The organism is Ruegeria sp. B10 (assembly GCF_056539825.1).
In genome coordinates, this window is record NZ_JBQFVP010000009.1 from 99,835 (window position 1) to 117,800 (window position 17,966).

The 17,966-nt window shown below is 58.6% G+C and carries 15 protein-coding genes; 5 read left to right on the top strand and 10 right to left on the bottom strand.

Going from position 1 to position 17,966, the window contains the following annotated elements:
- Positions 1-2: 2 nt before the first annotated feature.
- The 9 genes from tssH to tssA form a co-directional block, all read right to left on the bottom strand.
- Positions 3-2,726: a type VI secretion system ATPase TssH gene (gene tssH / locus ACR0J4_RS13855; RefSeq protein WP_170643319.1), complete on the bottom strand. Its 2,724-nt coding sequence runs from the start codon at positions 2,724-2,726 to the stop codon at positions 3-5.
- A 2-nt stretch (positions 2,727-2,728) separates the two neighbouring features.
- The gene (gene tssG, locus ACR0J4_RS13860; protein WP_170643318.1) at positions 2,729-3,799 is read right to left on the bottom strand and encodes a type VI secretion system baseplate subunit TssG; all 1,071 of its coding nucleotides are present in this window, start codon (positions 3,797-3,799) and stop codon (positions 2,729-2,731) included.
- Positions 3,763-5,640 (bottom strand): type VI secretion system baseplate subunit TssF, encoded by a 1,878-nt coding sequence (tssF, locus tag ACR0J4_RS13865; protein WP_170643317.1) that lies wholly within the window; start codon positions 5,638-5,640, stop codon positions 3,763-3,765. Before tssF ends, tssG begins: the two co-directional genes overlap by 37 nt.
- 5 nt (positions 5,641-5,645) lie before the next feature.
- A complete protein-coding gene (tssE, locus tag ACR0J4_RS13870; protein WP_170378426.1) occupies positions 5,646-6,140 on the bottom strand; it encodes a type VI secretion system baseplate subunit TssE in 495 nt (164 codons plus the stop codon).
- Positions 6,133-6,954: a type VI secretion system accessory protein TagJ gene (locus ACR0J4_RS13875; RefSeq protein WP_170643316.1), complete on the bottom strand. Its 822-nt coding sequence runs from the start codon at positions 6,952-6,954 to the stop codon at positions 6,133-6,135. The genes tssE and ACR0J4_RS13875 overlap by 8 nt, the downstream gene beginning before the upstream one ends.
- 81 nt (positions 6,955-7,035) lie before the next feature.
- Positions 7,036-7,530, bottom strand: a complete 495-nt coding sequence (locus tag ACR0J4_RS13880) for an Hcp family type VI secretion system effector (protein ID WP_170378430.1) — start codon at positions 7,528-7,530, stop codon at positions 7,036-7,038.
- 97 nt (positions 7,531-7,627) lie between these two features.
- Positions 7,628-9,124 carry a type VI secretion system contractile sheath large subunit gene (gene tssC / locus ACR0J4_RS13885; RefSeq protein WP_170643315.1) on the bottom strand — a complete coding sequence of 499 codons (1,497 nt, stop codon included), beginning with the start codon at positions 9,122-9,124 and terminating at the stop codon, positions 7,628-7,630.
- 3 nt (positions 9,125-9,127) lie between these two features.
- On the bottom strand, positions 9,128-9,643 hold the full coding sequence (gene tssB / locus ACR0J4_RS13890) for a type VI secretion system contractile sheath small subunit (RefSeq protein WP_170378441.1): 516 nt from the start codon (positions 9,641-9,643) through the stop codon (positions 9,128-9,130).
- 67 nt (positions 9,644-9,710) lie between these two features.
- On the bottom strand, positions 9,711-10,757 hold the full coding sequence (gene tssA, locus ACR0J4_RS13895) for a type VI secretion system protein TssA (protein WP_170643314.1): 1,047 nt from the start codon (positions 10,755-10,757) through the stop codon (positions 9,711-9,713).
- Positions 10,758-11,124: 367 nt separating this feature from the next.
- Here tssA and ACR0J4_RS13900 point away from each other — a divergent pair, with 367 nt between their 5' ends.
- From ACR0J4_RS13900 to ACR0J4_RS13920, 5 genes are read left to right on the top strand one after another with little or no spacing between them, the layout of a single operon-like run.
- Positions 11,125-11,541, top strand: coding sequence for a hypothetical protein (locus tag ACR0J4_RS13900; protein ID WP_170643313.1), 417 nt, complete (start codon positions 11,125-11,127; stop codon positions 11,539-11,541).
- Between the two features lie 3 nt (positions 11,542-11,544).
- On the top strand, positions 11,545-12,165 hold the full coding sequence (locus ACR0J4_RS13905) for a MotA/TolQ/ExbB proton channel family protein (protein WP_170643312.1): 621 nt from the start codon (positions 11,545-11,547) through the stop codon (positions 12,163-12,165).
- Between the two features lie 10 nt (positions 12,166-12,175).
- The gene (locus ACR0J4_RS13910) at positions 12,176-12,604 is read left to right on the top strand and encodes an ExbD/TolR family protein (protein ID WP_170643311.1); all 429 of its coding nucleotides are present in this window, start codon (positions 12,176-12,178) and stop codon (positions 12,602-12,604) included.
- The gene (locus ACR0J4_RS13915) at positions 12,601-13,011 is read left to right on the top strand and encodes an ExbD/TolR family protein (protein WP_170643310.1); all 411 of its coding nucleotides are present in this window, start codon (positions 12,601-12,603) and stop codon (positions 13,009-13,011) included. Before ACR0J4_RS13910 ends, ACR0J4_RS13915 begins: the two co-directional genes overlap by 4 nt.
- Positions 13,008-14,360, top strand: a complete 1,353-nt coding sequence (locus tag ACR0J4_RS13920) for a DUF4384 domain-containing protein (RefSeq protein WP_170643309.1) — start codon at positions 13,008-13,010, stop codon at positions 14,358-14,360. The genes ACR0J4_RS13915 and ACR0J4_RS13920 overlap by 4 nt, the downstream gene beginning before the upstream one ends.
- A 12-nt stretch (positions 14,361-14,372) precedes the next feature.
- On the opposite strand, the gene ACR0J4_RS13925 is transcribed toward ACR0J4_RS13920, so the two are convergent.
- The gene (locus tag ACR0J4_RS13925; protein ID WP_170643308.1) at positions 14,373-17,924 is read right to left on the bottom strand and encodes a PA14 domain-containing protein; all 3,552 of its coding nucleotides are present in this window, start codon (positions 17,922-17,924) and stop codon (positions 14,373-14,375) included.
- Positions 17,925-17,966: the final 42 nt, after the last annotated feature.

The following is a 17,966-nucleotide window of genomic DNA, read 5'->3' on the forward strand; positions in this document are numbered from 1 at the left end:
GCTCAATCAAACCCGTAAGTGAAGTCCCCGTCTGTGACGTCGATCACGACTTTGGAAACTTCTTCGCCCTCCATCATTCTTTTTAGGAATTCTGCCGATATATCAGGCAGCATTGTATTGGTCACGATCGCGTCGATCATACGACCACCGCTGTCCAGCTCCTGACAACGATTGACGATCTCGTCCACCACGGCGTCGGTGTATTCGAATGGTACACCATGAGCAGATTCGACGCGCTTTTTGATTCGCCCAAGTTGTAGCTTTGTAATCTCGCCCAGCATCTCGGGGCTGAGCGGATAATAGGGAATCGTCACCAAACGACCCAACAGCGCTGGTGGGAACACCTTCAGCAGCGGATCGCGCAGCGCCTTGGCCATGCCTTCGGGATCGGGCATCAGATCCGGGTCCGCGCACATATCCATGATCATCTCAGTGCCGACATTCGAGGTCAGCAAGATCAGCGTGTTCTTAAAGTCGATCACGCGGCCCTCACCATCCTCCATGACGCCCTTGTCAAAGACCTGAAAGAATATCTCATGCACGTCCGGATGGGCTTTTTCGACCTCATCCAGCAGCACGACGGAGTATGGCTTGCGCCGCACCGCTTCGGTCAGCACACCACCTTCGCCGTAGCCGACATAGCCCGGAGGGGCGCCTTTCAGGCTGCTGACGGTGTGGGCCTCTTGGTATTCCGACATGTTGATGGTGATGACGTTCTGTTCGCCACCATACAGAACCTCGGCCAACGCCAGAGCAGTTTCGGTTTTGCCGACGCCGCTGGTGCCCGCCAGCATGAAAACACCGATGGGCTTGTTGGGGTTGTCGAGCCCCGCGCGGCTGGTCTGAACCCGCTTGGCGATCATCTTCATCGCGTGGTCCTGACCGATGACCCGTTTGGCCAAACGTTCTTCGAGGTTCAGAATGGTTTCGATTTCGTCCTTGACCATGCGACCGACCGGGATGCCGGTCCAGTCGCCGACCACGCTGGCCACGGCCTGATGGTCGACGATCGGCAGGATCAGCGGGCTATCGCCTTGCAACTCTTCCAATTCGGCGTTCTTGGCCTTCAAGTCTGCCAGCAAAGCGGCGCGGTCGATGGATTGTGCCTCGGTCTCCGGTGCTTCCTCGGTCGCGGCTTCGCCTTCGACGGTACCGGTACCTTCGACCTCTTGCCCGCCTGCGCGCAGCTTGGCCCGCAAGTCGAGAATTTCTTCGACGACCTTCTTCTCGGCCTCCCACCGCCCGGTGAGTTCCTGCAGCCGCGCCTCTTCGGCCTCTTTCGCGGCATTCACGGCCTCGCGTCGGTCCGCGACGTCATAGCCTGCCGTCTCATCGCGTTCGATGATCTCCAACTCTGTCGTCAGCGCCTCAATCCGGCGTTGGCTGTCATCGACCTCGGCAGGAACCGCATGCTGAGACACTGCAACCCGTGCACAAGCCGTATCCAACAAGCTGACCGACTTATCCGGCAACTGCCGCGCTGGAATGTAACGCGCGGACAGGGTTACTGCGGCCTCGATCCCTTCGTCCAAAACCTGCACGCGGTGGTGTTTTTCAAGCATCGAGGCGATACCGCGCATCATCAAAACCGCCTTTGGGATGTCGGGTTCCTCGACATGCACGACCTGGAAGCGCCGGGTCAGGGCCGGGTCTTTTTCGATGTATTTCTTGTATTCCGCCCAGGTGGTTGCGCCGATCGTACGCAGCGTGCCACGCGCCAGCGCCGGTTTCAGTAGGTTGGCCGCGTCGCCGGTTCCGGCAGCGCCACCTGCCCCGACCAGAGTGTGCGTTTCATCGACAAACATCACAATCGGCGTCGGGCTGGCCTGCACTTCGTCAATCACCTGACGCAGACGGTTTTCGAACTCCCCCTTCATGGACGCACCCGCCTGCAACAAGCCCACATCCAGCACCAGCAGGCGCACATCCTTCAGCGCCGGTGGCACATCACCACGCGCGATCCGCAGGGCAAAGCCTTCGACCACGGCGGTCTTACCCACTCCGGCCTCACCCGTCAGGATCGGGTTGTTCTGGCGACGGCGCATCAGAACGTCAACGATCTGACGGATTTCCTCATCACGACCCACTATGGGATCAATCTCACCATTGCGGGCCTGTTCGGTCAGGTCGGTGCAGAACTGTTCCAGCGCCTCGCCCTTGCCCATCGCGCCGGGGGCCATTGCGCCACTGGCCTCGCCGGGTTCTGCGCCACCGCCCACGTTCGAGCCGTCCTGCGCGCCCAGCGTATCCTCGGGCGAGCCGTCGGTGGCCTCACCAAAACTGTCGGCCAGATCATCGGCACCGATCTTGGCCAGTTCCGGCGACATGCTGGCCAGAATGTTCCGCAGCGCAGGCGTCTTGAGCATGCCGAGGATCAGATAGCCCGTCCGCACCTTGCTGTCGGAATACAGCAACGAGCCCCAAACCCAACCACGCTCCATCGCGTCCATCAGATGATCGGACAGGTCCGAGATCGAGGACGCCCCACGCGGCAGCATATCCAAGCTGCGCGTCAGTTCCGATGCGATCTTGCCGGGATCCAGATCATAGTGCTGGATAATCCGGTGAATGTCGCTGTCCTGGCCGTTCAGTATCTGATGCAGCCAGTGTTGGATTTCGACATACGGATTGCCCCGCATCTTGCAGAACACGGTGGCCCCTTCGATGGCCTGATAGCCCAGCTTGTTCAGCTTGCCGAACAGCGATACGCGGCTGATTTCCGTCATCTTCAATACCTCTCGTTATGGGCCAGTTCTTCGGCCTCGAATTCTTGTGATACATATCCGGGATACAGGATCAGATCGTCCGCATCCGGGCGGTTCTGGTCAGGATCATCGCGAGTTCTTATCCAGCTGGTATGACCCAGCTGCGTCGTTCCACCCAGCGAGGCGCGCGGCACCTCATCACCGGCCAGCACCAGGTTGACCTCCCAATCCAAGGTGTCACCGGCATAGGTGCGGATGATCGCCTCCATCCGTTCCTGAGAAACGCCGCCGGGCAGCAGGCGTTTGTAGTCTTCCAGCGACAGTGGCCCGATTCGAATGCGGAACTTGGCCGCGCGCGACCAGACGCGGTTGCCGATGCTGGTGGATTGCCCCAATCGCGCGGGAGAGCCGAGCTGCCATGTGTCGTCCGGCTCCAGCTCTAGCCACGAGCCGACGAACTGCTGCACGTGCGCTTCGACCCCGAAATAGTCCGACAGGATCGCGATTAAGCCTTCGACCGTTTTCGTCCCTGACCCGAGATGCCCCGCAAAGAAACGGCGCAGCATGTCTGGCATCGCATCGCGGTCGCTATAGTCCGCACCCTTGAATCCAGCCAGCGCCGCCACGCGCTGTTCAAACGGATCATCGCCCCGGTCAAAACTGGGGGCAGGCTCTGCCGCGGCCCAGGCGCGATAGAGCAGGCTCATCATCCGGTGAGTCAGCATATCGGCAAAGGCCACAAAGGTCGGGTCACGGTGGTTGCGCTGTCGGTCGCGGGCGAACTCAGTCAGGTGAAGAGGCAGAGGGCCTTGCGGACCAAAAAAGCCAAAGAACAGATTGTTGAGCTTGCCCGGCGCGCCGTCGGTCGCCGGTTCAAACCGCGTCAGCGTGTTGGGCGGAAAGGCCAGTGAGACATCCTGCCCCAAACGCACGCGATCCTCGCGCGGGCGACGCGATTCACCCAGGCGCGGCGCATCCGCATAATGCGCTTCGATCACCCGTAACGCCTGAAAGACGTGATGCCTTTCAGGATCAGCCGCCAGCGCGGCAAGCAGGCTCAGATGATCCTGCCCAGTCCGGCCGCTGGTCGCCATCTGGCAATCTCTCCTCGTCGTTCGGTTTTTAGCACGGTTTCCGTGAAGCTGTTGATCGTGGTGTATTTGCGGAAGAACCGCTCGAGCACCGCGCCCAGCACATAGACGCTGGTGCCTTCGTAGAAACTTTCGTCGAAGCCCAGCGTGATCTCTAACCCGCGCACCGCCGTGCTGAGGACCTCGTCGCTCATCCGGCGCACGATGGGGCGGCTGGAGACCGAGACGACGCCCTCAAGCTGTTTCTCGGTCACGCGGTTGCCAAGCGGGGCATAGATACCGAGCAGTTCGCGTAAAGCGCCCGCCCCGCCTTCTTTCCCGTCGCCCGCAATGGACAGATAATTGAGGCTGAGATGGCTGATCAGCTTCCACGCAGCATCACCCTGAGCCAAGGTCGCATGTGGGCGCGTGGGTGTCACCGGCGTCCGGATTGTCTTGACCGGACCACCGTCCGGAAGATGAAAGACGTCATCTCCGCCTGCGGCCAGCAAGAGGGGCAAATCGCGGTTGGAGCACAGCGCCTCAACCGCCAATTGCTCCAACGATCCGGGATAAGGCGCCTGCGCCCGGTCAACCAAAGTCAGGTAAACCTCAGACCCCAGATACGAGGTCCGCACGCCCCGCAGCCGTTCCTTTTCATTACGCTGCCGCATCCGGCGTTTGATCGTGTAATAAGCCGAGTGATTGTCGCCCGCAGCCGTCAGGTCAGTGTCGCTATAGAAAGGGCGGAAAGGAATATCCCCCTCTTCATCCGATTGAATACCGGTGACGCGTTCAATCCCAAATATTTCATAGTCGAGACCCGCAGTGCGGTTCGGAACGACATGATGCTGCGTGTCCATTTGGGTGATATGCACCCGGTCGCAGCGGCGGTGGAACAGGTTCACCGCAGGCACCGCGTTCAGGGCAAAGGCCGCAGGGGTCACGGCTGGGGCGACATCGCGCATCCCGTCCTGCAACAGAATGTAAATATCTACATCCGTACCTGCCGATTTCTCAAGCGCGGGCCGCAAGCCGGTCAGTTCCACAAACAGAAACCGTTCCGGCATCGCAAAGTATTCCTGCAGCAGGCGATAGCCGTCGAAGGACTGGCGCGGGGTTGGCAACAGGGCCTCATCCGCGTCAAACCCTTTGGGCACGACATCCGCAGTCGTCAGCCGGGTGGTCCAGTCCGCACGGCGGTTAGTCGAACGCCCCGTCAGCCCAACACATTGGGTGGCCAGCAACTCATGCAGCGCCCAGGCCTTTCCGCTTTGGGTGTCCAGATGCAGCACGAGGCTGTCCATACCCAGCTCGGCCATCGGCTCGCCGTCGGTACGGTTCAAACGCAGGCGAATACCGGCGCGCGCGTCGGTGTCGCGCGCCACCCCGGCAGCCACCAGCTCTCCCCGGCCGTCAATGTACTCGGCTTCGGTGATTTCAATCGGCCAGAGGGTCAGGTCAGAAGAGGTGGTGAACTCACACGCAGTTTGTTCGCCCTCGGCCAGGCGCGCGCGCAAAGTGGTGCCGCGCGGGATTGGGTAGCCTTCTTTCAGCGCCGCGTTGCCGATGTCGGGCTCCATCTGCGCCACCATCATCGACGGTGTCGGGGCCAGGTAATGCGGATAGACAATCTCGAGCAGGTTCGAGGTGAAGGTCGGGAACTGCATGTCCAGTTCCAGCTGAACCCGAGCCGCCAGAAATGCGCTGCCTTCCAGCAGACGTTCGACATAAGGGTCGACAACCTCGATCCCTTCCATCCCTAGGCGCGAGGCGATCTTGGGGTAGGCATTAGCAAACTCGGCCCCCATTTCGCGCAGGAAGGCCAGTTCAGTTTCGTAGTGTTTCAGCAGACGTGTATCCATCGCGCCTAGCTCCGCTCGATCGAGACTTCGCCGGTGGTCACGTCGACCCGGCTGCGCAGATACAATTCCAAAGGCATGGGCTGCGCCCACATCACGGCGCGGATGTCATAATCCACATGCATCTCGCCCGATTGCTTTTCCGAGCGAAGCTCGACCGCGACCGACCCTTTCACGATCCGAGGTTCAAACACCTCGATGGAGTCCGCGATGGATTTCTGAATGCGCTGGGCCTGTCGCAAGGTTGAGAACGAGCCCGAAGTCTGGCGGATGCCATAGTTCAGGACAGACTTGGAGGCGTAAGGATAGACGTCCTCATCAATCAGATCGGATTGATCGGTGGTGTTGAGCAACATGGACAGATCGCGCTGAATGATCTCGCGCAGGCGCCCGACGTCAATCACGCGGGAATCCCGCCCCTCTTTCAACTGATCCGGCGCGTCATCTGTCAACCGATCCAGAAGCGAGGGTTGCAGGCGTTCGGCAAGAGTCTTCTCAGCCATCTCCTGCCGTTTCCCCGGCCCCGGCCGCCACGTCCAGAACCAGTTCGCGAATGTCCAGAAGCGCGATGTCGGACTTATCTGTCGTCAGCAAACGCTGGCCCAACCCGACAAAGGTTTCGCCGCCGGCATCGACCCAAGTGGTCGCCCGCGCCAGACGGGCGGCATCATCGCCCTGCTCGGTCGAACCGGCATAGCGAGTTGGGATCAGGGCGGCGAGTTCCCCTCCGCTGGCAACAGTCAGCGTGCAGGCTGTCCAGACCGCGTCACGCAGGTCGCTGGGCGGCTCGATGTCGACCCGCACGATCTGGGAAAACGGCAGCCAGAAATAGCGGCCATTCACGATTACTTCGAGGACCGGCCCCAGCCGCATATCGGCATCGGCGATCCATTCGAACGCTTCACCATTGACCGTGCCGGATGTCGCAGGCGCAGCGTCGAACGCTTTTGCGCGCAGTTCGGCGGCCTGGTCGAAATGCCCGCCAGCCGTCAGTTTCTGTGCCTCGATCAAATGGGCCAGCCACTCTTCTGGCTCGCCAAAAATCATTGGGGTCTTTTCCCCGGCAAAGACTTTTTCACGGTAGACCTCACAAATGATGGCCTCACGGTAGGTTTTGGCCATCATCGTGGCCGCTTCATCCATCTCCGCGCTCAGTTTCAACTGGGTGATCGCGCGTTTCCAGTCGCCCATCACACAGAGCAGCTGAAACAGAAAAATCCGCAGCTTGGCGTCTGCGGGATTGGCACGGACTTTATCTTGCAGAGTGGCCAATGTGGCCGCCAGATCGCCTGATTTAAGATGCTCTTCCGGCGTCATGTAACCCTCGCGCAGTCAGGATGGAAAAAGTGCAAAAGCCCCGGTGGCACATGCCACCGGGACCTGTAGTCGTTTGAAACCTTAGCTAACGTCGCCAGTTTCCAGGTTCCACAGGAACTCGTTGCAGTCGCTGAGCTTGCCGGTTTTGAAGTCGGCGATCTTGTACTTAACTGAGATGCCGCGATACGCGACGGTCCAGGTTTCCGACGGGATCGAATCTTCGCCGCCATCTACCGAGTAGCTGTCCACGATTGCGTCACGCAGCTTGATGATCAGATAAGGCTCCATGCCTTTCTTTTCGTCATCGCCAGACCGGCACATATGGATGAGCATTTCCGAGTTCGACTTGCCCGACGCAACATAAGTCATGATCTTGGCAGACGCTTTGCTGAGCTCGGTGTTCAGGGTCACTTTGCCGAAATTCGCGTTGGCATAGCCGCGCTGTGTGGTACCCATGTCGGACATGTCCAGCGTCCGCTCAACCTCCCACGAGATCGACTTAACCGCGATCCAATCTTTGTGCTGCTTTTCCCGTGCTTCGCCCGGGAAGTCCATCTGTACAAATACGTTTTCCATTTTAGCCTTCCTCTTTTCTAGTTTCTAAACCCGGTTTACCGGAGGGTCGTGACGGCGGCAGTGAAACACATCACATGCCGCCAATTTTTTTTGACCTTTATCCAGCTTTTTCGGACGGAAGTTTCGATACGAGACGCAGAGAGACCGACAGGCCTTCCAGCTGATAGTGCGGGCGCAGGAAGAATTTGGACGTGTAGTAGCCTGGATTGCCTTCGACATCTTCCACAACCACCTCGGCCGAGGCCAAAGGCTTACGTGCTTTTTCTGCTTCGGCCGAGATATCGGCGTTGAAGTCCACGTACTGGTTGATCCAGCCCTGCAGCCAAGATTCCATATCCTGACGGCTTTTGAACGAGCCAACTTTGTCACGCACCATGCATTTCAAGTAATGCGCGAATCGGCAGGTCGCGAACAGATAGGGCAAGCGCGCAGCCAGGTTGGCGTTAGCGGTTGCATCCGCATCATCATATTCCGCCGGCTTGTGCAGCGATTGCGCGCCGATGAAGGTCGCCGAATCGCTATTCTTGCGGTGGATCAGAGGCATCATGCCGTTCTTGGCCAGTTCCGCCTCGCGACGGTCCGAAATCGCGATCTCGGTCGGGCACTTCATGTCCACGCCGCCATCGTCGGTTGGGAAGGTATGCGCGGGCAGGCCCTCGACCGTGCCACCGCTTTCCACGCCGCGAATACGCGAGCACCAGCCATATTCCTTGAAGGACCGGTTGATGTTCACCGCCATGCCATAGGCCGCGTTAACCCAGTTATACTTGTCACTGGCTGCACCGCTGGTGTCTTCTTCAAACGCGAATTCCTCGACTGGTTCGGTTTTCGAGCCATAAGGCAGACGACCCAAGAAGCGCGGCATTGCCAGACCGACATATTTCGCATCTTCACTGTCGCGCAGCGACCGCCATGCGGCATATTCCGGTGTCTGGAAGATCTTGGTCAGATCACGCGGGTTGGCCAGTTCCGACCAGCTGTCCATCTGGAACAGGCTGGGCTTGGCCCCGGTGATCAGCGGTGCATGCGCGGCAGCGGCGATCTTGGACATCTCGCCCAGCAGCTCAATATCCTGCGGGCTGTGGTCGAAGTGATAATCCGCTACCAGCGAGCCATAGGGCTCACCACCAAACTGACCGAACTCTTCTTCATAGAGCTTTTTGAAGATGGGCGACTGATCCCATGCAGTTCCTTTGAACTTGCGCAGGGTCTTGTGCATGTCCTTCTTCGAGATGTTCATCACGCGGATTTTCAACATCTCGTCGGTTTCGGTGTTGTTCACCAGATAGTGCAGACCACGCCACGCGCTTTCCATCTGCTGGAAATCTTCGTGATGCAGGATCAGGTTGACCTGTTCGGTCAGTTTCTTGTCGATCTCGGCAATGATCCCTTCGATCGAACGCAAAGCGTCGTCCGAGATCAGGCCGGTATTGGCCAGCGCCTGTTCGGCCAGCGTCTTGACTGCGCTTTCAACAGCGGTTTTCGCCTGATCCGACTTGGGGCGGAACTCTTTCGTCAGCAGAGCCTCGAATTCCGAGGATCCAAACGCGGTTGCGCCTTCGGCGGCTTCTACCTTGGCTTCTTCTTCGGCCATCTTTTACTCCTCCTCGGCGGCGTCAGCGCCGGGTTTGGGCTGGGCCGCCAATGTCTTCAGCAGCGACGGGTCCTGCATGATCTTCGAAATCAGATCCTCGGCCCCGGTTTTACCATCCATATAAGTCATCAGGTTGGACAGCTGGGTGCGCGCATCCAGCAGCTCCTTGAGCGGCTCAACCTTCGCGGCAATCGCGGCGGGGCTGAAATCGTCCATGCTCTCGAACGTGATATCGACGGCCAGATTGCCTTCACCCGTCAAGGTGTTCGGCACGGTAAAGGCCGCGCGCGGCGCCATCGACTTCATCCGGTCGTCGAAATTGTCGACGTCAATTTCCAGGAACTTGCGGTCGGCCACGGCGGGCTGCTCGACCTCGGATTTCCCGGCAAGGTCGCTCATGACGCCCATGACAAAGGGCAACTGGACCTTCTTTTCGGCACCATAGAGTTCAACATCATATTCGATCTGAACTCTCGGAGCCCTGTTCCGGGCTATAAATTTTTGTGAACTGTCAGCCATCTGATGCTCCTCGATTCATCCATCAGTGTTTCTTTTCAATCCGGTGTTCGGCTTGCGCCCAAACGGATCAATAATCGTCATCGTCGTCTTCTTTTATGCCGCCGATCTGGCGCACCTCATCCAGACCTTCTTTTGCCATATCTTCGATAATTGTCAGAAAATCGGCATTCACAAGGCGCTTGGCACGCTCAAGCAAAATTGGCAGCGGGCTGGAGGGCTCGCACCGGGCATAATAATCCATGATGCGTTCCAACATACGGGTGACATCCTCGGGCGTGTTGATCGCCCCACCGCCGCCACCGCCCGACGCCATCGGCGCGGCCGGGGCACCCGATGGACTGCTTGGGCTGTCATCGTCGCCGGAGTCGACTTCTTCTGCATCACCGACATCGGCATAGCTGGCCAACGCCTGCTTAATGCTTTTCAACGCATCAGACAGAGGCGTCAGATCCGGACCTTCGCCTGGAGTTTTGTCGCTGAATACAGCGTCGATTGCCTCGACATCGTCCAGAGCCGCGGACGCCGCATCGGCATTGGCCTCCAACACCTCGTCATCGGTGTCTTTGAACGCGGCCGCAACCCCGGTCGCATCCGGCGCGTCGTCCAGATCTGCGGGCATATTGATGCGACCCTCTGCGACATCCAAATGGCGCAGGGTCATCCGCCCGAACATGCGGCTGTCTGTCAAAGCGGTCCGACGCAAGGCGCGTACCATCCGATCGGACGAGGCCAGACCGCGCACCGCATTTATGCGCATAGTGGCATCGCCGTCGTCTTCATCCAGCTCGGGGTGGCATGTGTCCCAATTGTCTTCCAGCAGGGATTTCACATAGCCCACGGCCGAAGCAAAGGCGGGAAGGCCTTTGGTGTGCAAAACAGCCTCAGCGAGATAGATGGCGGCGCGAAGGTCATGGCTTTTGTCCATGACGGCCAAGGCCTTTTCTTCGACATCGCGCCAGTCCTGTTCTTCGGCCGCGACGACCTCATCGCCCATCTGACGCTCTTCGCCCGGCTGAGCCGCGATCTCTAGGTCCGTAAAGGCCGGATCGTATTCCAGATTTTCTCCGCTGGGGGGTTCGTCGTCTCTGGGCTCCAGATAAGATGAAAGGTCCATTTTATTCCCAATACCGTCCTGTTCGATCGCAGCTTGTTGTTCTTGTTGAATCGCTTACAGCAGCACCTGTGATCTTGTGTATGAATTAGTTCACATGATGGCGAAACTCGCAAATACTTCCAGTTTCCTCTGCGGTTTGTGTGGTTAATCGGTCGCAATGCACAGACCAGGTTGAGATCAATATACACATTTTCCTGACCCGCCGTACCGTTTGTTTACGCTAGGGCAAGGTCATTGCTCCACCGCGAGCGCGCCCCATTGCAGAAAAATCTTCCCGCACGCGCCCTCTTTCTGCAATGTTCAGGGCTAAGACCCATGACGAAAAACACTGGATGTGGGTTCAACGACCGGCAACAGAGGTAGGAAGATGAGAAAATCCCTTTTCGGCGCAGTTGCATTGACACTGATGGCCGCAACCGCGCAGGCCGATGAGGGCCGCCTTGGCATCGAGCTGAACAAATTCGAACCGGCCGACAACGGCGGATGCCGCGCCTTCTTCCTGTTTCGGAACCAGACCGACAATAGTTTCGAAGAATTCGAGATGTCGCTGGCCATCCTCGACAACAATGGCGTGATCGACCGGCTGCTATCCATCGACGCGGCCCCCCTGCCCGTTCAACGCACCGTGCTGAAACTGTTCGAAATCCCTGAGATCGAATGCACCAATATCTCAGAGGTGCTGTTGCATGACCTGCCGGCCTGCAAGCCTCAGAACGCCGAGCCTCTGGATTGCTTCCCCCTGCTGGCGCTGGGCAGCAAGACCTCAGCCAATCTGGCGCAATAGATCATGTTCGGGCTCGAGACACTGGGCGCAGGAGGCCCAATCATCGCAATCCTTGGCGCGTTGTCGCTGCTTTCGGTCACTTTGATCGTCATCAAGGCGATGCAACTGGCCCCAGTTCGATCCGGCGGAGGCGCGAGGGACACAGCACTGGTGCAGTGGTCCAAGGGCGACAAGCAGGCGGCGCTGGCAGCCGTCGCTGCGGGGAAATCTCCGGCTGATCGCGTCTGCGCCTATGCCATGCAAGCGCTGAACGATGGGTTCAAGGGGCCCGCCTTGATGGCCGAGCTTACACGTCGCGGCAATCAGGAATTCGCTGCCATGAACACATGGATTCGTGTGCTGGAGCTGATCGCGATGATCTCACCCCTGCTTGGCCTGTTGGGGACCGTGACCGGTATGATCCAGTCGTTTCAGGAGCTGGAGCTGGCGCAAGGCGCGGCCAATGCCTCGGTCCTTGCGGGCGGGATTTGGCAGGCCTTGCTGACCACCGCCGCCGGTCTGTTGGTCGCTATCCCCGCCGCTGTTGGCGCATCGCTGCTATCGGGCCGCGCAGAAGCGGGCGCTCAGGCGATCGAGAACGCGGTCGGGCAGTTGATGGTGATCGAGGAACGCGGCACGCAGTAAGGGATCACACATGTCCGCCGAGCTTAGCCTGAACAGACGCAGACCGACACGGCCCCTGATCTCACTGGTGCCGATGATCGACGTGATGCTTATCCTGCTGGTGTTCTTTATGGTGACCTCGACCTATCTGAACCTCGACATGATCCCGGCCTTGGCTCAATCGGATCGCCCCGCATCCTCCGGCACCTCGGGCGAACCCGCCAGCGCCGTGGTGATCCGTATCGGAGGCGACGGAGCGCCCTATTACCGCGGGCAAGCGCTGACCTCTGAGGAGCTTGAGGCGCTGTTGTCCGACAGAATAGCGCAGGCCCCAGCAACTCCGTTCATCGTACTGCCCACAGGTAGCGCCCGCATGCAGGCGCTGGTTACCGTCATGGACGTGGTCACCCGCGCAGGCGCAACCAACATGCGTGTGGTCCGGCTGGAGGCACGACCATGAGGATCACTCGTCCCGCCCCACGCCATCACCCCGAAACCATCATCGCCCTGATAGACGTTGTCTTCTTCCTACTGGTCTTCTTCATGCTCATCGGACGCATGGACGCCACCGCGCCGTTCGACGTGACCCCGCCGGTGTCGCAATCCGGAGCTGATATGCCAGCTGGTGGATTGACTCTGTCGGTCAGCGCTGATGGCCAATTGGCCCTGGACGGAACAGAGCTTTCGGCGGATCAGATCGCGCAATCGGTCGAGGGGGCGCTGTCCGAACAGCCCGACCTGCTGCTCCGCATCAACGCCCATCAGGATGCCGCCTTGCGTGAGGTATTGCCCTTAATCGCCACGTTCGAGGCGATGGGCGCGCGGGATGTGGTGCTGGTCGTTACACCTCCGGGTCCGGTCCGGTGACGCGCACTCCGCTGATATGGGGCGTCGCGCTGTTCTGCTCGGTCACAATTCACGCCGTGGCTGCGGTCGTTCTGCTTTGGTCTACTGAGCCTGAACCCGTGATCGAGCAGCCTGTACCGGAAACACGGATGCAGCTTTCCGCGCATCAGGTCAAACAAAGCACCGCCGCGCAAGCGCAGCCGGATGCAGAGGCGACCTCAACCGAAGAAACAAGCGGCGCGCGATTGGCGCAGGGCGCTATTGCACAATCCTCGGCCCCAGAGATTGCCGCGAATGCTCTAAGCCTCGCGGCCAGCGACGAGGTGGCCAACCAAACGCAGCCTCTGGTGGCCGTTCCAGACAAGCCGCAACCCGTCGTTGCCAAACAGACGGTTGCCGCGACTCTGGCCTCGGCCGAGTTGCCGACGACCACCCTGTCATCCAACCATACGCAGTCGGATTCAGTGGCGTTGACACAGCCGTCCTTCGATGCCGCTCAGGCCGTGCAGACGCGGCCCGTCGCTTTGACCCAAACCCAACCGGATGTCCCAAGGGCTAAGGCGGCTGATGTGTTTTCGGCAACCGGCGATTCCCCGATTGATCCCGTAAGCCTCGCCGCCTTTCAAAGCTTTACGCGCCCCGAAGATGCGGGCCAGTCGGCTGAGGACCTGCGTGATGGTATTGACGGTCTGCTGGCCCAGGTACCGTGCTCACGCCTTCAGGTGCAGTTCCGCCCAGAAACAAATACCCTCGAACTGGTCGGTCACATCCCGGAAAACGGCCTGCGGGGGCCTGTCCTGTCGGCGCTTCAGGCGCAAATGGGGGCCAATATTCAGGTCACTGACAATCTGCTGATCCTTCCCCGACCCCAATGCGGCGCGCTCAGTGGGATTGTCGATGTTGGCTTGCCACAATCGACAGACCAAATCACCAACCCCCTGTTGGTGGGCGATGATATTCACACGCGGGAGTTTCGCTACGCCTCAGGTCAGCAACTGGTGCTTGATCTGACCGGAGCCGACTACGACGCCTTTATCTACGTCGACTATTTCGACGCCGACGGTCAAGTCATACACCTCAGCCCAAACGCATCGGTCCCGCTCGCCAGAACACCCGCCAAGTCTGCATTCAAAATTGGCGCTGAGAAACAAGGCGACCCCGGCCTTTTTATCACCATCGGCCCTCCATACGGACAAGAAATCGCGGTGGCCTTCGCGGCGTCGACCCCCCTCTTTGACGAGGAAAGACCCTTGATCGAACCGGCAGGACCTTACCTTGAGTTCCTCAAAGATCGAGTCGCCGGCGCCCGCGCCAACGACCCGGAATTCAAGGGCGAGTGGGTCTATTTTTTCATAACCACGTCCGAATAGGCCAGCCACGGACTACCAATCGACTCTTTCATAGGCCTCCGTCTCAATGCTCGTGATCTCGGAGTGTGATGGCGAGATCACGTCTTCATTTAGAACATCGTCAGCTTCGTCATGCGCGGCTTCCGAAGAATCTGCATCCCAAGATACTACATCCCCGTTGTGCGAGGCACTCGCGAAGAACGCGAATTCATCCGGCGCATCGAGTTTCGTAAGCGCATCAACATCACCAACATCCATCGAAAACGCGGTTGTCGATGTCACCGGCGCGCCGTTAAAGCCGGTATCCGAGATCACGATCTGGCCATCAATTGCGCCCTCAAACCCCGGGGGCGGCGAGATTTCAAGATAGCCGATATCCCAGCCGCTCACATCAACCGGCCCTCCATCCGACATCACCGCCGCCTCAGCACCGACGATTAGGCTGTTGGCTGGCAACCCCGCAATTGCCACATCCGCCTGATCGCTGGCACCCGTCAGGTCAATGCCAAGCGCCAAGGTCTCATTTTCCTCAATCGCCAACCCCGGATCCGCCTGGACTAGGGCACGGCCCTCGGTATCAGGGCCATCCCATTCCAGTTTTAGCCCCGCATGCCCGTAGTTTTCGAAATACCTGACCTCGATATCATGGATGCCGGGGGCGAGCTCGATCTGACCGGCTCGGGTCCTATAGGCGTGGAGACCATCATTCTCGATCACCTCGACACCATTGACGAATAATACGACGCCATCATCCCCTCCGGCAAAGAACGTGTATGTGCCGCCTTCTTCGACTGAAAAGCGCCCCTCCAAGCGGGCGCCGAATGTGTCTTTTGATCCGCCTTCCCAAAACGAGTCAGCGCTGTTTTTATAGTTAATTTCAGACACGATCTCCTGATGCGTCGGGTCGGCGCTCCAATCAATGTCGTCCAATTTCGACAGCCTACTTTCCACGTCGAAGTAACTGGCCTGAAATCCACCACTCACTTGCGCAGTCGGGGCAAAAACCTGTGCCGGATGAACCTCGAGTGACACTGTCTGGACAGCGTCTTGGCTACCACCGAATTCGGTTGGTGTTGAGGAACGTATCGCCACATCAATAAGGCCCGAAAAATCGAATGGAGGTTGTATGATCAGCAAATGCCCCTGCCAGCCGCCCAGTTCCACGGTGCCGTCTGCACCAGTGGCATGAGTCTGACCGTCCACTTCAATCTGCGTTCCGGGCGGCAATCCATCCAAGGAAAACAGGGTATCATGGCCAATTTCCAAAGCTGCTGTGTCAATATCGAAGGCCAGCGGAGTCCCCGCTACAACCTGCGCCTGAGCGACATCTGGTGCAGAAACAAGCTGCTGACCGTCGAGGCCGGGGCCATCCCACTCCAGTTTCAGACCAGCTTCGCCCGAGTTCTCAAAATAGCGAACCTCGATTGCATGCGCTCCGGGCTCAAGATCAATCTGGCCCGACCGTGTTTGATATCCATGTGAATCGTCCTCGTTGATGACCGGTACACCATCAACAAAAAGCACCGCACCTTCGTCCGCACCGAGATGGAAGGTGAATGTCCCGCCCTCAGAAACCTGTACCGTCCCGGTGATCTCGACGCCGAATGTATTTCGCGACTCATCTTCCCAAAAAGACCCGCGACTGACTTCGTGGTTAATCTCCGTCGTAACCTCTTGATGCGTGACGGGCGCGTCCCAGTTCACATCCTCAAGTCGCGATACGTTGTGGTCGGCCTCGAAATATTTGGCGTGAAACCCGGTGCTGATCGACATATCGGGCCTGTCTGCAACAGAGATCGAAAGTGTCTCGGTCGTGCTTAGCCCGCCTTCGTCGATGACAGTCACGTCAATGGTCAAGGCCTCAGCCTCACTGCGATCAAGCGCAACATTTGGTTTCAGACGCAACTGCCCCTCGATCACTTCAAACCTATCGTCTGAGACTTCGACCCGGTGAGTGTCACCGTGATCAGGATCGTCGAACCGGACCTGACCAATCACGGCACCCGCGACATGTTCAGCCACGGTCAACTGCGCTTCGGTCAGAGTGATATTGTCGACCAATGCGCCATAAGAGTCATTCTGGTCTTCGGCCTCACGCAGGTCCAGCTTGTCTTGCCCTGTACCGACAACCTGTAGTTGGAACGTCTCCCAATACGACGATTTGGGATCAAGTTCTGCAACCAGAGTGTCGTTCCAATACACCTCAACCGTATCGGTGCCATTCGCAAGGCGCTCGCGCAGGTCGAGGCCCAGATCATAGAGCTGCCCCTCTTGCGTCTGCACAACCTGAGAGATGCTATCCATGCCCCAGCCATGGTCCATCTCCATTACCTGATCACCGTCCGAGGCCTGCAGCCCTCCTAGGCGGTCCCAAATCTCGATCCCGTTGGCATCGGTCCAGGCACCGGATTGATCATCGTCAAACCCCCTCCACCGGCCCTGTGCAAGCTCGAATTCCTCAAAGCTGCCGTTCCGGATCAGGTTTTCTGTTCCGTTTTGAACAGTCAGATCAATCGGCGCTTCGTTGATATCCTGAACCGATATCGAGAAGGTTTCGGTGACGCTCAAACCTCCGGCGTCGGTCGCTTTGATACTGATTTCAATGTGATTTTCACCCTCGTGGTTCAACGAGGCACCCGGTCGCAAGCGCAATTGCCCGTACGAGATTTCAAAGCGTTCATCCGAGATCTCAAAACGGTGGGTGTCATTCAGATCAGGATCCACGACGGAAATGTTTCCGACCGTCGCCCCCATCGCGTTTTCGGCTAGGGTTGTGTTGTCCAAAGACACAGTTTCCGGGCCTTCGTTCACATCTGCAACGTCGATTGTGAAACGCTCAGTCAAGCTCAACCCGCCCTCATCCGTAGCGGTGACGTCCACCTCTACGCTGCTTGCGTCTTCATGGTCGAGCGCAACGCCGGGTTTCAATCGCAACTGACCGTCGAGGATTTCGAATCGAGGATCAGACACCTCAAACTGATTCGGCCCTTCCGAATCCGGATCAAACACCGTAATGGTCCCGACCACCGCGCCTTCATCGTTCTCTGTGAGGCTTGAGCCGTCAAGCATGACATCCTTGGGAGCTTGGTTTTGGTCTTCCAGTGGCTGAGAGGGCGAGGCCGCAGGAATTGTCGGAGGGGTGGGCGCGTTCGGCTCGACCGCTGGCATAACCTCAGGCAATTCGACCGATACATCGGAAGTAGGAAGTGGTCCGACAGTTGTGTCCGCAGAAGAGACCATCCCTTGGTAGCCCGATTGCCCACTTTCGCCAGATGGGTTCGTATTTAAGGGCGACCCAGCCCGTGCGACAACGCTTTGCGGTACGCTTGCTTTGCCTGTTTCAACACCTTCTTCAACTACCGTTTTCTCAGCGAAATTGACACCAGCCGAAGGTGCTCCGCCACTGGTCTGAGCTTCATCCAGCACCCCTTGCGCCTGTTCGCCGGTATGCAGAGTACTCCTGGTCGGGTCCTCAGCCGAACTTGCAGGTGCCCGTGAAAGATGTTCTGCAATATCCTGCTTTTCGCTTTGCGCAAACTTCGCGGAATTCGCTTGAAAATTCAGATTGATGTCCGGCTTTTTCATCGCAAAACCCCGATTTACCTACTGACGATTCCCAAAAACCAG